At 55.0% G+C, this 16,250-nt stretch carries 13 protein-coding genes; 1 reads left to right on the top strand and 12 read right to left on the bottom strand.

Features of this window, described 5'->3' with window-relative positions; genetic code table 11:
- Positions 1 to 44: 44 nt before the first annotated feature.
- From GT003_RS06440 to GT003_RS06385, 12 genes are all read right to left on the bottom strand, one after another.
- Positions 45 to 815: an alpha/beta hydrolase gene (locus GT003_RS06440; RefSeq protein WP_338045940.1), complete on the bottom strand. Its 771-nt coding sequence runs from the start codon at positions 813 to 815 to the stop codon at positions 45 to 47.
- 109 nt (positions 816 to 924) lie between these two features.
- Complete coding sequence (locus GT003_RS06435; protein ID WP_161695634.1) at positions 925 to 1,827, bottom strand: carbohydrate ABC transporter permease; 903 nt, start codon at positions 1,825 to 1,827, stop codon at positions 925 to 927.
- A gap of 13 nt (positions 1,828 to 1,840) precedes the next feature.
- Positions 1,841 to 2,767 carry an ABC transporter permease gene (locus GT003_RS06430; RefSeq protein WP_239565877.1) on the bottom strand — a complete coding sequence of 309 codons (927 nt, stop codon included), beginning with the start codon at positions 2,765 to 2,767 and terminating at the stop codon, positions 1,841 to 1,843.
- Positions 2,768 to 2,911: 144 nt separating this feature from the next.
- Positions 2,912 to 4,633, bottom strand: coding sequence for a type 2 periplasmic-binding domain-containing protein (locus tag GT003_RS06425; protein ID WP_161695630.1), 1,722 nt, complete (start codon positions 4,631 to 4,633; stop codon positions 2,912 to 2,914).
- 137 nt (positions 4,634 to 4,770) lie between these two features.
- Complete coding sequence (locus GT003_RS06420) at positions 4,771 to 6,312, bottom strand: response regulator (protein ID WP_161695628.1); 1,542 nt, start codon at positions 6,310 to 6,312, stop codon at positions 4,771 to 4,773.
- Between the two features lie 2 nt (positions 6,313 to 6,314).
- Positions 6,315 to 8,114: a sensor histidine kinase gene (locus GT003_RS06415; protein ID WP_161695626.1), complete on the bottom strand. Its 1,800-nt coding sequence runs from the start codon at positions 8,112 to 8,114 to the stop codon at positions 6,315 to 6,317.
- Positions 8,115 to 8,119: 5 nt separating this feature from the next.
- Positions 8,120 to 9,685 (bottom strand): response regulator transcription factor, encoded by a 1,566-nt coding sequence (locus GT003_RS06410; RefSeq protein WP_161695624.1) that lies wholly within the window; start codon positions 9,683 to 9,685, stop codon positions 8,120 to 8,122.
- Positions 9,686 to 10,008: 323 nt separating this feature from the next.
- Positions 10,009 to 11,343 carry an ABC transporter permease gene (locus GT003_RS06405; RefSeq protein WP_161695622.1) on the bottom strand — a complete coding sequence of 445 codons (1,335 nt, stop codon included), beginning with the start codon at positions 11,341 to 11,343 and terminating at the stop codon, positions 10,009 to 10,011.
- Positions 11,336 to 12,238, bottom strand: coding sequence for an ABC transporter ATP-binding protein (locus GT003_RS06400; protein WP_161695620.1), 903 nt, complete (start codon positions 12,236 to 12,238; stop codon positions 11,336 to 11,338). The genes GT003_RS06405 and GT003_RS06400 overlap by 8 nt, the downstream gene beginning before the upstream one ends.
- 2 nt (positions 12,239 to 12,240) lie before the next feature.
- Positions 12,241 to 13,140 carry an ABC transporter ATP-binding protein gene (locus GT003_RS06395; protein WP_161695618.1) on the bottom strand — a complete coding sequence of 300 codons (900 nt, stop codon included), beginning with the start codon at positions 13,138 to 13,140 and terminating at the stop codon, positions 12,241 to 12,243.
- On the bottom strand, positions 13,130 to 13,576 hold the full coding sequence (locus GT003_RS06390; protein ID WP_161695616.1) for a GntR family transcriptional regulator: 447 nt from the start codon (positions 13,574 to 13,576) through the stop codon (positions 13,130 to 13,132). Before GT003_RS06390 ends, GT003_RS06395 begins: the two co-directional genes overlap by 11 nt.
- A gap of 39 nt (positions 13,577 to 13,615) precedes the next feature.
- Entirely contained in the window at positions 13,616 to 14,338 is a 723-nt protein-coding gene (locus tag GT003_RS06385) for a hypothetical protein (protein ID WP_161695614.1), read from the bottom strand.
- Between the two features lie 338 nt (positions 14,339 to 14,676).
- Here GT003_RS06385 and GT003_RS06380 point away from each other — a divergent pair, with 338 nt between their 5' ends.
- Complete coding sequence (locus GT003_RS06380) at positions 14,677 to 16,089, top strand: ABC transporter substrate-binding protein (RefSeq protein ID WP_161695611.1); 1,413 nt, start codon at positions 14,677 to 14,679, stop codon at positions 16,087 to 16,089.
- Positions 16,090 to 16,250: the final 161 nt, after the last annotated feature.

Here is a 16,250-nt window from a genome sequence, read left to right as displayed (position 1 = left end):
CACTTGATTCGTACATGAATACGGACGGGACTCGATGCAAAGAGCTATCGAAAGACAAGCTGGGAGAAATGATACAAATCGTTTTTCCATACGGGCCAATCATGACCGCCGCTTTCCTCGTACCATAGGTGAGGAACTTGGAGCTCCGCCAGATAGGCATGCGTTCTGTCGCTCACATGCTTCAGTTCATCCAAGACGCCGCACGACAACCAAAGCAACCTGAGTCTTGCTGTCGTCTCCTCCGGCTGCGGGATAAGCAGCCCGGGAGCTTTCGTATTCGGCGCGGGGGAGAAAGCCCCTATCCATGCAAATGAATGGAGACGGTTCAATCCAATGTTCAAAGCCTGCCCGCCGCCCATCGATAAGCCGGCTAATGCTCGGTTCTCCGGGCCCGTTAGAACCGGGTAGCGCGACTCCACATAAGGAATCAAGTCATTCATCAAATCGGCTTCGAACGTCTCGAATGCTTTTATTTTATCGGCATCGAATACATTCCCCTCTGCCCTGTCGTTCGGCATTGCACGGCCGTTCGGCAGAACGACGATCATAGGGGCGAGCTTGCTTTCCGCATATAAATTATCGAGAATCACCTGCGGAGCGGCATGATGATACCATTCCAGCTCATCCCCTCCAATCCCATGCAAGAGGTACAAGACATTGTACTGCGACGCATCGGTATATCCGGGAGGAGTGTAGACCATGCATGTACGTTTGCTGCCGACCGTGCCGGATTCATATTCGATCGCAGCCATTTTTCCGCGAGGAACATCATCCCTATATTGGTCATAACCAGGCGGAGCCGATTCAAGAAACACGTATTCCCATCCCCTTTCTGAGCAAAAGACCAACCAGCTTGCGCCAGCTGACCGAGCAGGTCTTACATTCGCACGGCAGCGTCAGTTAACGGCACGGAAGAAGCGGCAGCTATTCCTTCACGCTGCCGAGATTCATGCCGTGCACGAAATACTTCTGCAGGAACGGATACACAACGAGAATCGGGACGGATGCGACGATCGTGATGGCCGCCCGGATCGATATCGGCGTGACCATGTTAAGCGCGGCGTTCGCATTGTTCCCATTGGCTACGGACGGGTTGCTGTTCGAGAACGACGCGGAGGACAGCAGCTTCATCAGCTCGTACTGAAGCGTGCTCAAGCTTTGCTTGGAGGACGCATACAGGAACGTATCGAACCAGGAGTTCCACTGCCCGACCGCGACGAACAGCGCAACGGTAGCAAGCACGGGTTGGCAGAGCGGCATGATGATCGAGAAGAACGTCCGGAAATCTCCTGCGCCGTCTACTTTGGCCGATTCGATCAGCCCGTCCGGCAGCGTCTGTATATAGGTTCGAATGACGATCATATTGAACGCGCTGATCAGGCCTGGAACGATATAAACCAGGAAGCTGTTCAGAAGATGCAAATCCTTGATCAAGAAATACGACGGAATAAGTCCAGCATTAAAATACATCGTCATCACGATGATGATCGTAACCGGCTTGCGGAACACATATTCCTTACGGCTTACCGTATAGGCCAGCATGGAGGTCAGGAACAGGCTGAGCACCGTGGCGATGAGCGTTCTCGCCACCGATACCCAGAAGGCATGATAGATCGTTCCGCCCGCGAACACCGCCCTGTAGTTCTGATCGGTCCAAACGCGAGGCCATAAGTAGATGCCGCCGCGGATCGTATCGTTGCCGGGATTAAACGAAACGGCCAGCGTATTCAGAAAAGGATACAGCGTGATGACTGCCAGCGCGATCATGACGATCGCGTTGAACGATTGAAAGACAACCGGCTCCAGCCGAAGCGTTCTCGTTCTCATCGGTTTGCCCTCCTCATATCAATCGATCTTCGCCGAAGCGTTTGGCAATCGTATTCGCCACAAAGATTAGCGTGATGCTGACTACGCTCTTAAATATGCCCGCTGCGGTAGCAAGCGAGTAGTTGCCGATCTGCAGGCCGTATTTCAGCACGAAAATATCGATGGTCTGCGACCAGTCGACGACGACGCCGTTGCCGAGCAGGTACTGCACTTCGAAGCCGGCATCCAGAATCCAGCCGAGATTCATGATCAGTAAAATAATGACGATCGACCTGATTCCCGGCAGCGTGATGTTGAGCATTTTCCTGTATCGATTCGCCCCGTCGATCTCCGCCGCTTCGTAAAGCGAGGGATCGATGGACGTAATAGCCGCCAGGTATATAATGGCATTCCATCCGACTTCCTTCCACACATGGGAGGCGCCTACAATTCCCCAGAAGTAATGCGGCTTGCTGAGCCACATGATCGGCTCGTGAATGAATCCAAGCTTCATGAGCACCACGTTGACGATGCCGCCGTCCACGGACAGCGCATTCGCAACGAGGCCCGTTACGATAATCCACGACAGAAAATGCGGAAGATAGGAAATGGTCTGTATCGTGCGCTTGTGCAGCTTGCTCTTGATTTCATTAAGCAAAATGGCGAACACGATCGCCGTAACGAATCCGAGCACGAGATTGATGAAGCTCATGCCGATTGTGTTGCGCAGAACCAGCAGAAACGTATCGTCTTTGAAAAGGAATTTGAACTGCTTAAAACCGACCCAATCCTGCTGGGAAAAAGGTAACGCCGGCTTGTAGTCCTGAAAAGCCTGCAGCCATCCCCAAATGGGGTAGTAATTAAATAAAAGGACATAAAGCAGTAGGGGCAGCGACATGATCATCAGCTGCTTCTGGCTGCGCATCCGTTTCAATAGGGACGATCTGGGTGCGGCAGTCATCACGGCCGTCTTGGATGAAACGGCTTTCGGGGCGCTCGCCATCGTTCTCTCCTCCTATCTTTCTTCCGGCAAGTAGTACGAAAAGAAAAGAAAAGAAAGCACCGGCGGTTCGCCGATGCTTTCGGCAGCCTATCATTGCTTCACTTATTTGCTGGTCCAATTCTGGATCCGCCACTGAATTTGCGCGTTAATCCGATCTTCGTAAGCTTTCACGTTGATTTTCTTGTACGCGTTCACGTAGTCCTGCCAGACGGAATCGAATTTATCCGATTTGGACATGATTGCCCTCGGCAGATACTTAAGCGAAGCGTCAGACATTTGCTTGTTCGCGACCGAAGCATCGGATCCGTCGATGAGGTCGATCTGCCATGCCGGATAATAAACCGGATTCTCCGGGGCCGGGGAGAAGAACTCCGACCAAGTCTTATGATGGTAAGCGTCGAGCAGCTCTTTATCTTCCGGCTTAAGCGAAGCGTAAAACTCGTCCGGCTGACTGCCCGCATCCGTAGCGTTGCCGTCGCTGTAAGTGCCCTCGATCTTCGGCGCATAACCAAGCAAGGCCTCGGCTTTGTTAGCCAGCTTCCAAGCCGGATCTTCCTGCTGCTTGCGCTGCTCCGGCGTGCGGAAGAACTTGCCGTTCTCGTCAACCTGGTAGTCGACGCCTTCTTCTCCCCACTGCAAAATCTTCTGCCACTTCTCGTCCAGCTGCGCGTCGAGGAACTTAATGATGCGAATCGGGTCTTTGGCGTCCTTACTGATGCCGAAACCGTTGTTCAAGTTAATGACGCCGCGGTCGAGGTAGTGATCCTTGACTCCGTCGTAAGTCAGCGGGAAGCCGACGTAGGTTTCGCCGATCTTGTTTTGGGCGACCAGTTCATTCTCGGCCCCCTGGAAGTTCCAGTGCTGGTCGAACATGCCGAGCACGCGGCCGGACGAGATCTTCGCATTATATTGGTCGGCGTTTTGAACGAAGGCTTCTTTGTCCATCAAGCCTTGGTTATAGACGTCGTTGAGCTTCTTGTAATACGTCTTCGCGATATCCGCCGTAGCGAATACGCTGGCGACTCCATCGTCGACTACGACGCCGCCGTCATTCGCATGGCCGCTTAGATGCTCCGGCGCGTTGAGCAGCCCGAACGTCTGCCAGCCGTAAGCCAGCGTCGTGTAGCCGATCGTCGGCTGGCCGTCGATTGTCGGATGCTTCTCCGCATAGTCGCTGATCAGCTTAAAATAATCATCCAACGTTGTCGGCGTAGGGTAGCCCGCTTCCTTGAGAATGTTTTTCTGAATCCAGAAGGCCGGGCCCGAATAAGAATTGCTATGCGTCTCGCCCGTGTAGGCGCCGTAGTTTGGCAGCCAGTAAATATGGCCGTCGCTGGAATCCTTCATTCGGTTCCAATACGCCGCGTAGTGCTCCTTCAGGTGCGGCCCGTACTTATCGATCAAGTCCTCGAGCGGAATAACCGCTTTTGCCGTTACCAGCTTCGGATCTGCGCTAATCAGATCCGGATATTCCCCGCCTGCGATCATAACGCCCAGCTTCTGCTGCAGGTCTCCGACCAGGAATTCCATGTTGAGCTTCACGCCCAGCTCGTCCTGGATCTTTTTATAAATTCGATTGTCCGCTGTCGGCTGCTGGTTCGGCGAGCCGATGAAAGCCGAAATGGTAATCGGTTTCAAATCATCGGATGCCGTCGCGGCAGAACCGTTATCGGCATTTGCAGCGTTAGATGCCGGATCCTTCGTCCCCTGATTCACGACGGCATTGCTGTTGTCGGTATTACCGCCGCAGCCGGCAAGCGCGAGACTGAGCGTAATTCCAAGCGATAACGAGCCCCAAAGAGTCTTTCTTTTCACAACCCCCATGTCATGCTCCTCCTCTTAATTCGGTTCTTCTTGCTTCTTTCATTATGGGGAAATGTATGCGTTTGCAACATAATCAGAATTAAGTTCTATGCCCCCTTAATTTAAGCTGCCAGACGGAGGGCTGCAGCATAATCGGGTCACTTGGAAAAATGATGAAGCCGATAATCAGACGGTTTCATGCCGATCCGCTTCTCGAACTGCTTCAGAAAATGCTGATAGCCTCGATAGCCGAGCGCTTCGGCGATCGCACAGGAGGCTTCGTTCGTTTCCCGGAGCCGCTGCTGCGCTTTTTCGATACGAATATCGTGAATAAAGTCGAGAATGCCTATGCCGTATTTGCGCGAGAACGATTGACCTAAATAGACGGGGTTTATATAGAATCGCTCCGCAATCTCCTTGATCGTGAACGTCTCCTTGTAATGGCGGCGCAAGAAGTCGGCCACCTTCGCCGGCGTCCCTCCGCAGTTCATTTCCTGCAGCTCGCGTACGGCGGCTTGGCATTTCAGGCAGAAGGCAATCAACGTGTCCGTCGATTTCTGCAAATGTTTGCCATGCTCCACATCGGAGATGGAATCCCATAACATGCGCATTTCATCGGGATCTCCGCCTAACTGCTTGAATAGAGATGCGCAGGCCAGCATGACCTGAGTCTCGAAGATGCGAACCAGCTCTGGCTGAACCATTCGCTCTTCGAACGTGCGGAACACTTCCCGGATCGCAGACGCAAGATCGTCGGGACGAGCGTTCTCCATTGTCTCGACGATGATGTCCACCGCCTTCAGCTCCCTAGGATCGAAAGACAGCTTTTGACCCTGGATTTTCGCGTAATGAACGATGGGAGTACCGCCGAAAAAAAGAAACCGCGCAGCCTCGATGGCGCTGCGGTAGGACCTTGGCAAATCGTTCAGATCATCGACATCGCAACCGACCGCGATTTCGATTCGTCCGAATGCTGCGGCTCGCATGGCTGCATGCAGACGCTCAACGAAAGCGTCGACGCCTTCATTGTCCGCTTGATCCGAGCCGAGTATGAGCCCGAACGAACCTCCCGCTCTATCGATTACGTAACTGCGGCCGTTTTCTTCGGCCATCCGCAAGGCGACCTCGCGGGCACTGCCCATCATTTCTTCCTCCATCCGCACTTGCACGTAGGTCCAATTAGACGCTTGGCTGGACAGATGCTTCAGCGTGCGCATCAGTTCCTGCCGATTCGCTTCCTCGCCGCCGAAGAGAAGCATGGACAATGCTCGCCTCACGGCATAACGATCCGCACCGGTACGCATGAGCATGCGTTTTTCCGTCTCGCAAAGCTCATTCTGCATTCGCTCCAGCACCTCGTCCGCCTCCGACTCGATGATCGGCTTGGTCAAGTAATGCTTGACGCCTAAATTCATCGCCTGTCTCGCATAATCGAAATCGTCGTATCCGCTCGCTATGACGAAGAGGGTGGAGCGGTTACCCGAGCGACGCGTCTCATCGATCAGTTCAAGCCCGTTCAGTACGGGCATGCGAATGTCCGTCACGACTAGATCGGGCGGGTTTAGGCGAATATGTTCGATCGCTTCTTCGCCGTTTCGGCACAATCGATCGATCCGAAAGCCCCACTTTTCCCAATTGACCATGATCTTCAACCCTTCGAGGGCGAGCGGTTCGTCATCGGCCAGCAGCACTTTGTACATATTCACACTTCCTTCTTTAATTCTTCTACCGCTTCAAGCCGCGAGAGCGGAATGTGAAAGCCAGCCTCGGTCCCATTTTCGGGATCGCTGCTGATTCGAAACCGGACGCTCTCGTTGTAATACAGCTCCAATCGCCGGTAGACGTTTCGGATACCGACATGACCATCCATCCCCTTATCCGACCTCACGTTCTCCATCAGCTGTTTCAGCTTCGCTTCCTCCATGCCTACGCCGTTATCGATGACATTAATCTCAAGCGCCCGTTCGGTCAGCTTCGCGGTCACCTTGATCGAGCGGTTGTCCTTACGTGCCTGCAGCCCGTGTTTGCAAGCATTCTCGACCAGCGTCTGAATACTCATTCGCGGAACGTACAGCAGAAAGGCCTTTGGATCGATATCGAAGGAATACTCGAACAGGTCGCCGAAACGGAACGTCTCGATCTGCAAGTACATGGACGTCAATTCCAACTCCTCCCGAAGCGGTACGAGGTCATCCGCCCGGCTAAGCAGCTGCCGCATGAGCAGAGACAAGTTTTTTATGATTACCGTCACGTCGGAATACCCGTTCCTCGTGCAGACGACCAGTAGCCCATTAAGCGTATTGAACAGAAAATGCGGATTCATCTGGTTTTGCAGCATGGATAGTTCGGTACGCACCCGTTCCAGCTCCAGGTTTTTTTGCTTGATTTCCAGCTTGTAGACATCGTTGATGAGCGAGGTAATCTTCCCCGTCATGACGTTGAAGGTGCGAATCAGGCTCCCGATCTCGTCGCGGCCTTCCTGGATGTCGAGCAGGTCGAATCTTTCATTTCGGAACTTCTCCATATGCCTGGACAGTTTCTTTACCCGATAATGATAGGATCGAAGGATAATGAAAATAAGCAGAGAAGGAACTACCGTACTAATGATCGCAAGCCATATAATGGAGTGCCGGGCGTTAGCAAGCAAACTGTCAATGTGCCGGGTATCCGCGATTCCGACTAGCTTCCAGCCCTTCACGTAGCTGTAATTCCCGATCGCTTCCTCCATCGCGTACCCGGAGCTTGCGGGAGTATCCGAGAGCGGCGAACCCTGAACGGCCGAAACCTCAGAACCTTCGGCTCCTGCACTGGCGGCAACAACTTGGTTCCGGTCGTCGATGAGTCTCAGCTGCAGGCTGTCAAGCTCGCGATTCAGGATGCTGTCCATCTTATCGATGTTCAAATCGATTCGCAGGTATTTGGCATAATTGGAATAGAGGGGAAAGTTGTGCATCTTGCTGACGACACTGATCCGTTTGGTCGGATGAAAGCCGTTGTCATCGTAAGCAACAACCAGAATATCCCCGTTTGATTGATTTAATTGCTCCTGCCAAGGAAGATCCTCAGGGACGCTGCTGATCACATGATAGTTCGCGCCCGTCTGTATGGTAGTGTTATTTGTATAAATGCGCACTTCCAAAATATTCGGAGACATGTAGCGGGTCAGCTTCCCCCGCAGAAAATCGTCGTATTCTTCGTAATAATCGACCGGCGACATATAGGTGCGATCGAGTGCTTTGTAAAGCGAATCATCGCCGGCGAGCGATCGGCTGAGAGCGACGCTTTCGTCTATCATGCCAAGCAGTTCGCCGGATGCCCGTTCGATCGACTTGCGCAAGTTATCCTTTTCCCGAATCTTAATATCGGCGGAATTCTGCTGATAGAAAAAGATGTTGATCGTTATGATCGGAAGAAGCACGCATAACAAATAAATAAGCAGAAATTTGTATTTCAGAGGAATGTCGTTGACTACGCTTAGAACTGCAGGTTGACTTCTTCGCATCCAGATCACCCTTGTCGTTTGTATTTATAAGAGGAGGGCAATTCCCCTGAAAGCGCTTTAAATTTTGCGGTGAAATATTCCGTATCGTGATAACCGAGTGCCGATGCAATCTCCGACACCAACATATCCGTTCTGCGAAGCATTTTGCAGGCTTCATCGACCCGAAGGCGATGGATATAATCGTGAAAGCTATGGCCCGTCTCCCGTTTGAACTGCTGCCCGAAGTACGTCGGATTGAGATGGAACCGACCGGCCAGCTCCTGAAGCCGGATTTTCCCGCGGTAATGCTGCTTCAGGTACTCGACGGCCTCCGTTATAGCACTTCCGTTGGCCCGGACCGACGTTTCCTTCACCGCAAACTGCTCGGTCGCCTTCATGGACAACCGCTTCAGCGAAGTTCTCGTCCACGAAGCCGTATCGGCTGATTCGGTCCCGTCCAGCAGCTGATGAAGCCAATCGGCTGCCTCCCTATGGTCTGCTCCCAGTTCCGCGTATCGACGGAGCAGCTCGCCGCGAATATGGCGAACGGCGATCTTCCAGCCTTCCTGGGCCCCCGTCCTGTCGAACAGTCTAGCCAGTTCATCCACGGAGCGATCGATGCCCGCCGGATCGTTGGTTTCGATCGCTTGAAGCAGTGCCCCCACATATGCGGTCATATCTTCCAAGCACCATTGGCCGGCAGCCTTCCGTGCCCGATAACTATGAATGCCTGCATGCGATCCAAGTAACGCCCGGCTCCGAATTTCCAGTGCCTGCCGGTAGAGATCCGGAACAGTCATGAGTCCGATAGACGTTTCGCTGCAGTATAGCGCCAGCTCTCTGGGCGGCCATCCTTTCTTGACGAGCGCTTCCTCCAACCAAGCTTCGAATTGTTCCTCGTTCAGATCGTTATCGATAATCAGAAGGCCTGCTAGGCCCGGCGACTCCTCGAACGCCCAGGCTCGCACGCCGTCCATGATTAATGCCTCGGTTAGCGTTTTCATCAGAGCGATAGGAAGGTTTCCGCCAGGCTCGGATTCGTCGCTTCCACCGACCGAGTCGGCCAACATCAGACGGAAGCGCGTTCGTTCGTTTACGCCAAGAAGCCGCGTCGCCATATCGACAGCCGCCGGACCTCCGTTGCCGAGCAAGCCGACTATAGCGTCAGCGGCAGCGTCTGCCTGCATCTTGGAGGCAGACGCCTCCGTCAGCCTCCTATCCTCCAATGAAGCAGCCATATCGAGCAGCAGGCTGTGAATTTCCTCGGTCAGAAGAGGCTTCAATACGTAACGGTCTACTTGATAGCGAAGCGCCTTTTGAGCATAGGCAAACTCGGAATAAGCGCTGACGATTATCGTTTTGGCGCCGCAGCCCATTTCTTTCATCGCCCGAATCAGCCCGATTCCGTCAAGAACGGGCATCCGGATGTCGGTTATGACAAGTTCCGGATCGCAAGCACGGATCAGGGCAAGCGCTTCCTCGCCGTCGGTCGCCGTACCGCTCAATTCGTAGCCGCAAGCTTGCCAGTCCACCATCGTTTTCCAGCCTTCCAGCATCAATGGTTCGTCATCCACAACAAGTACCTTATACATCTTCCTATCACCTGCCATAGCTGCCGATTCGTTAATTCAACCTAAGTATGTCAATCGTTTACATAGGCGACAATGTATTGAATCTATTATTTCTTGGATTATTTCACGATAAGATTTTTGGATCCACTGCCGAGCGACTGCTTATATAACCGGCGATGCGGAGCGACCTTGGAAATCGAAGAAGCCGGAAGAATCAAGATCTGATTCTACCGGCTTCATTACTATTACTATCGATTATTCGTATAATCTGGTCACGCAGTCGTTCCTTTAACTCGCGACAGACGACACGACGGCGGGCAACGACAGGAGAAGCTCGGAAGCTCTTACCGGTAAGCCCGCATCGCCTTGAACAATTCCTTCATCGACGGCTTCTTGCCGTACATGAGCACACCTGCGCGGTAGATCTTCGCGGACAGCCAGCCTGCGATCAGGATCGTCACGAGCAGGATCAGAACAGATAACCATACCTGCCAGAGCGGCGGGTCGGACAGTCCGAGCCGGACGACCATCGCGTATGGCGAGAAGAACGGGATGAACGACGACACCTTCATCAGCATGGAGCCCGGATTGTTCAGTCCGCCGAACATGCAGATGTAGAAGCCCGCGAGCGACAGCATCGTGATCGGCAGCACCGCCTGGCCGAGATCCTCCGTACGGCTGACGATGGAGCCGACCGCCGCGAACAGCGTAGCGAACAGGAAGAAGCCGGTCAGGAAGAACACGACCGCGTAGACGAGCAGGACGGGATCGATCTCGTTCAGCGAGATGCCGAACTCGCTCAGCTTGTCGGCGTTCTGCGGCAGCGTCATGTTGATCACGATGACGACGACGTAGACGGCCAGCTGCAGCAGCACGACGAGGAACATGCCCAGAATCTTGCCGAACATCGCCTTCAGCGGCGCGACGCTCGTAATGAGGATTTCCATGACGCGCGAGCTCTTCTCCGCCGTGATCTCGCTCGCGATCATTTGACCGCTGATCATGATCGCCATGAACAGCATGAAGATAATGACGTACACCGTCGCCATATCCATTCCTTGCTGCTCCGTCGTCTTGCCCTGCCCGTCGATGGAGCCGGCTCCGGCGGCGGTGGAGATCTGGACGGTGTTGAGCTCGATCGGCTTCGTCAGCAGCGCCTTCAGCTCCTTGCTGAGCCCGCCGCCGTTAATGACCGCATCCATCTTCACGGCCTGCAGCGAGGTCTTCAGGGACTGCGACACCTTCGACTCCATCAGGCTCTCCGACTTGTACGTCACGGCCGGGAAGCCGCTTTCCGGATCGGGCGTGAACGCCAGATAGCCGTCGATGACATCGTCGGACACCGCCTGCTTCAGCGCTTTCTCGTTCGCATCGGCCGAGCCGGCATCCGCGATCGGCACGATCTTCAGCTCCGGCTTCTCCTGCGCGCCGTAATATTTGTTCAGCATATCGGCGATGCGCGTAGGCGTGAATAACTGCGACGACGTTTTATCCGCCGTGCTGTCCAGGTAACCGACGACCGTTGCCTTGCCTTCGCCGCTGAATTGCGAAATGATATACGGCAAGTTGATGCCGATGCTCATGATGACCGCGATGATGAGCGTCGTCACGAGAAACGCCTTGCCCCGCAGCTTATTCTTCGCCGTGAAGCCGACAACCGTCCAAAAGCCGTTATTCATGCTTCTCACCTACCGTCTTAATAAAGATTTCGTTAAGCGTCGGTTCCATGATTTCGAAGCGCCGCACTTCAGTCTGCGTCATCGCCTTCTCCAGGATGGGCCTGCCCGCGGCTTCGTCCGCGATCATCAGCTCGTAGCCGTACTCGTGCCGGTTCACGCTGAGGACGCCCCCGAGTGTCTCCAAGCCGTTCACTTCGCCGTCCGTGCCCAGAATGATGCGTTCCCGCGGAAACTGCTGCTTGATCGCCTTCAGGTTGCCTTGCAGCACCGGGTTGGATTTGTGCAGGATCGTGATGTTGCGGCACAGCTCCTCGACATGCTCCATCCGGTGCGTCGAGAACAAAATGCTCGAGCCCGCGTCCCGAAGCTCCTTGACCGTCGATTTGAGCAGCTCGACGTTGACGGGATCGAGGCCGCTGAACGCTTCGTCCATAATGACGATGCGCGGGCTGTGGATGACGGCGGCAATGAATTGGATCTTCTGCTGATTCCCCTTGGACAGCTCCTCGACCCGCTTGTTGTAATATTCCGGCACGCCGAACCGATCCAGCCAGCGCTTCAGGTTCTGGTCAGCGTCCTTCCTGGACATGCCGCGCAGCTGAGCGAGGTACAGGATCTGGTCGCTAACCTTGACCTTCGGATAGAGACCGCGCTCCTCCGGCAGATAGCCGAGGCCATGCAGCTGCTCCTTGCTGTATGCTTTGCCGTTATATAAGATCCGCCCCGAATCCGGGTAAATGAGGCCGAGCACCATCCGCATCGTCGTCGTCTTGCCCGCGCCGTTCGCGCCGAGCAGTCCGTAGATTTCTCCGGGGGCGACGTCGAAGCTGATGCCGTTCACGGCGGTTTTGTCGCCGTATTGCTTGAAAACCTGTTCCAGCGATAAAGCATTCATACTCATAAAACTCCTCTCGCTTGTTCGGTTAGCTGCACGAGAATCTCGTCCAGCTCCAGCTTCTGCCTGTTGATCACGGTTACGCTTTGAGCGTCCAGCCACCGTTCGGCCTCGAACGCTTGATCCGTCACGACCTTATAGACCGTGCCGCCGGACATCTCGCCGCTGCGATAGCCCGGCATCTGCTGCCACGCCAGATCGCGGCCGCCGGCATCCGCGTACATCGTCTGCCATGACGCCAGCAGCGCATCCTTCTCGTAGATCCCCAGGATCCTGCCCTGCACGATGAAGACGATATAGTCCGCGAGCCGCCGCACCTCCTCCACGATGTGCGAAGCCATGACGATCGTCCTGTCGCCCCGCTCCATATAACGGTGAAGCACGTCGATCATCGTCTTCCAGGCGATGGGATCGAGACCCGAGGAAGGCTCATCCAGCAGCAGAAGCTCCGGCTGATGCGCCAACGCGAGGGACAGGTCGTACTTCCGCCGCATTCCTTTGGACATTCGGCCGAGCTTCAAAGCCGGATTGATCTCGAAGCGCCGCAGCAGCTCCCGGTACACGGCCTCATTCCAGCCGGGATACCACTGCCGCACGAATGCCGCCTTCGCCTCGCCGCTCAGCCGGTCATCGAGCTCGATCGCCCCTTCGGGCAAATATCCGATACGCGTCATCAGCGAAGCGTCGTCCCGTTCGCCGAGCCGCTCCCCCAAGAGATGCAGGCTGCCCTCGTCCGGCTTCGACAGTCCAAGCATAAGGCGAAACAGCGAGCTTTTCCCAGAGCCGTTCGGCCCGATAATCGCCGTCACGCAGCCCTTCGGGATGCTCAGCTCCACCGGCCCGAGCTCGAAATGCGTCCTGCGCTGCAGCAACCCCGCGATTTCCACCACGCTATCCGTCATGTTGTCTCCCTCCTTCGCCTTGCCCGCTTCCATGCTCCGCCTCTCCGGCCGCCGGGCGCATTCGCAGCAGCGCCTCCCGCAGCATGCCAATCAGCTCGTCATCGGTATAATGGACCCGGAGCCCGGCCTCCGCCGCCGTCTCGATCGCGGTCATGACCGCGCTGCGCCGCTGATTGTCCCGCTGCTGCCCGTCGACTTGGGCAACGAAGGTCCCCGTCCCTTGCCGGGTTCGGAGCAGCCCTTCGTTCTCCAAATCCTGATAGACCCGCCGGATCGTAATGACGCTGCATTTGGTCTGCTGCGCCAGCTCCCGGATGGAAGGCAGCAGCGTCCCTTCGGGCAGCTGCCCGCTGACGATAAGCGCGCGGAGCTGCACTTCGATCTGGTGGTAAAGCGGCTCCGCGCTTTGTTCATTGAGTTGTATTGGTATCCACACCGCTCCACCTTCTCTCGAGAATAAACTGGTTACGCGCCGTTACAGCAGCAGACTGCGCTTCGCAAGCCGCTTGCGGATCGAGAATCCGATCAGCGCCGTGGCCCCCGCGCCGAGCACGAGCGAAACCGCGGGCCATGCGAAGCGATGCCCGCGCGCTTCCTCGATCGAGCGGAACAGCAGCTCCGTGTCCGTCGCCCTTAGAAGCAGCTCCAGCAGTACAAATACGAGCACGTAACCGAAGCAAACCGCGAGATACGTTTTCCCCCGCACCGTCTGTTCGAAGAACACGTAAGTCGCTCCGGCCATCAGCGCATAACCGTACCATGTCAGCGCATAGAGCACGTATTCCCCGGGAGACAACAGCTCGCGTATGGCGCCGAGCAGGACATATTGCAGGACGAAGTAGTACGCCGCGACGAAGGTCATCACGATGACATGCTGCAGCATGCGCGAGAGAACGATGGCATCCCAACCGATCGGCATCGTGCGCCAGTACGCCAATTTGCGCGTGTACGGATCCTGGATCCAATAGCGGAACATGCTGCGGTTCATCACGAAGCCCATCATCGGCAGAATGGTCAGATAGAGAAAGTCCCCGATCCAGCCGAATCCGCCTCCGCCTTCAGACGTCAACAGCTCCTGGAGAACCGGCAGCATGATCACGTTCACGTAGGTGTAAAAAGCGATCGTTATGAGCAGGCCGATCCAAGATTGCCGCCCCTCGAATCGAAGAAGCGCCATCGCCCCCTGCCAGCTAGTCATCCGCTCTCGCCTCCTGGTTTATATACTGTATATATTCATATACACAGTATACTCACTGCCGAACCTAAATGTCAACGATTGGAATTGCAGTTTATCGCCAATCTAATAACCGCCCTGCCTTCATCGGCGATGACGGCAGGGATTTCATATTAAGCAGCCGGCATGGAGAGCATGAATGTCCCGGAATGCCATTGGCGGGAAATACCATAGGATTACCCGTTAAAAAACCATACGATTACCCGTCAAAATCGGAGGATCGCCTTATTTAAGCGCTTACATTTTCCGTGTTATTCTTGTTGAGGCAGGATATTTACTATTTCTTCAAGGGGGCCACGATTTTGAGAAAATGGACGATTATGCTTACGGCCGTTACGGCAGCAGCAGTTGTGCTGACGGGCTGCGGCAGCAGCAACAATGGCGGGAACGCTGCCAACAACGGCGCGAACGACAGCAGCGGAAATTCATCCAACACCTCGACGAAGAATTCCGACACCAAGAGCGGCGACAAAGTAACGATCCGTACCAGCATCACGGACGGCGAGCTTTCCAAGGATCAAATCGCCGAATTCGAGAAAGAGCATCCGAACATCCATGTCGTCATCGAGACGATCGACTCCACGAAGCTCGCGGCGCAGCTGGCAACGGGCGACGCGCCCGACGTCATCCGCATCAGCGGCGTGCAAGAACTTCCCAACTATGTCATCAAAGGCATCGCGGCCGATCTGACGGATCGCATCAACACGAGCACCGTGTTCAAAGCGGACGATCTCCTGCCGATCACGAACGTGTACCGCTTCGACGGCAAGACGGTCGGCACCGGACCGATCTACGGCTTGCCGAAAGACTGGTCCAACGACTATGCCATTTTCTATAACAAGAAGGTATTCGATGCGGCGGGCGTTCCGCTGCCGGATGCCACGAAGCCGCTTACGATTCCGGAATTGATCGACTTGGCCAAGAAGCTGACGATCAAGGACGGCGATAAAGTCAAGCAATACGGCTTGGGCAACCACGATATGGGCAAGGTAGAGCCGTTTTACGACACCCTGCTTCAATACCTGCTCAGCGCCGGCGTGGACATCAACAACGATGACTTCAGCAAGATGGATTTCGACAAACCGGAAGTAAGAGATTACATCACGATGTGGGTGGATGCCGTGAAGAGCAACATCGGCCCGAACTCCGTCAACAACGACCAAACGGATAGCGGCGACCTGTTCTTCAAGAACCAAGCGGCGATGATGGTCATGGGGTACTGGTACAGCGGCGTCATTCGCGGGGACGAGCGCGCGAAATCGCATATCGAAGATTTCGGCATGCTGCCGACGCCGATGGCGCCGAACGGCACGCGCGTAGCGCCTACGGGCAGCGCGACCGGCGCGATCATCAACAAGGCTTCGAAGCATCCGGACGAAGCATGGACGTTCTTCGAATGGTACTTCGGCGGCAAGCCGGCCGACGACCGTGCAAAATCGGGCTGGGGTTTGCCGATTTTCCAAAGCAAAATGGATCTGCTGCCTAAAGAAACCGCATTCGACAAGCAAGTCAACACGGTGCTTCAAGACGAGCTGAACTACACGAGCCAATACCTGAAAGTCAACCCTTATCTCTCGAGCGGCGGCGGTTCGATCTTCAACAAATACGTGAACCCGCTGTTCTTCGGCAAATCGAGTTTGGACGATGCCATCAAGGGAATGACCAAGGATGCTAACAGCGCCATCGAGGAAGCGATGGCCGCAGCCGGGCAGTAAGCGAAGCGATTAGCAAAGCGATAAGCAAAGCCGAGCGGGGAGTGTTCCAAGCGGAGCCCTCCTCGCTCGCCATTAAGAAGCGTAATGAAGAAAGAAAACCAGGGGGATATCATCGTATTCGATGATATCCCCCTGGTTTCTTGCTGCTGATCTACTAATCG

It is taken from the genome of Paenibacillus sacheonensis (assembly GCF_009909195.1).
Lineage (GTDB): Bacteria > Bacillota > Bacilli > Paenibacillales > Paenibacillaceae > Paenibacillus_Z > Paenibacillus_Z sacheonensis.
The sequence above is the reverse complement of the archived record's forward strand: the minus strand, read 5'-3'. Positions and strand labels throughout refer to the sequence as shown.

Coding starts and splice junctions, on each gene's coding strand:
- GT003_RS06395 (WP_161695618.1), bottom strand. CDS start 13,140: ATGACGGATAGCGTGGTGGAAATCGCGGGGTTGCTGCAGCGCAGGACG.
- GT003_RS06435 (WP_161695634.1), bottom strand. CDS start 1,827: ATGAGAACGAGAACGCTTCGGCTGGAGCCGGTTGTCTTTCAATCGTTC.
- GT003_RS06420 (WP_161695628.1), bottom strand. CDS start 6,312: ATGTACAAAGTGCTGCTGGCCGATGACGAACCGCTCGCCCTCGAAGGG.
- GT003_RS06425 (WP_161695630.1), bottom strand. CDS start 4,633: ATGGGGGTTGTGAAAAGAAAGACTCTTTGGGGCTCGTTATCGCTTGGA.
- GT003_RS06415 (WP_161695626.1), bottom strand. CDS start 8,114: ATGCGAAGAAGTCAACCTGCAGTTCTAAGCGTAGTCAACGACATTCCT.
- GT003_RS06410 (WP_161695624.1), bottom strand. CDS start 9,685: ATGTATAAGGTACTTGTTGTGGATGACGAACCATTGATGCTGGAAGGC.
- GT003_RS06430 (WP_239565877.1), bottom strand. CDS start 2,767: ATGACTGCCGCACCCAGATCGTCCCTATTGAAACGGATGCGCAGCCAG.
- GT003_RS06400 (WP_161695620.1), bottom strand. CDS start 12,238: ATGAATGCTTTATCGCTGGAACAGGTTTTCAAGCAATACGGCGACAAA.
- GT003_RS06385 (WP_161695614.1), bottom strand. CDS start 14,338: ATGACTAGCTGGCAGGGGGCGATGGCGCTTCTTCGATTCGAGGGGCGG.
- GT003_RS06405 (WP_161695622.1), bottom strand. CDS start 11,343: ATGAATAACGGCTTTTGGACGGTTGTCGGCTTCACGGCGAAGAATAAG.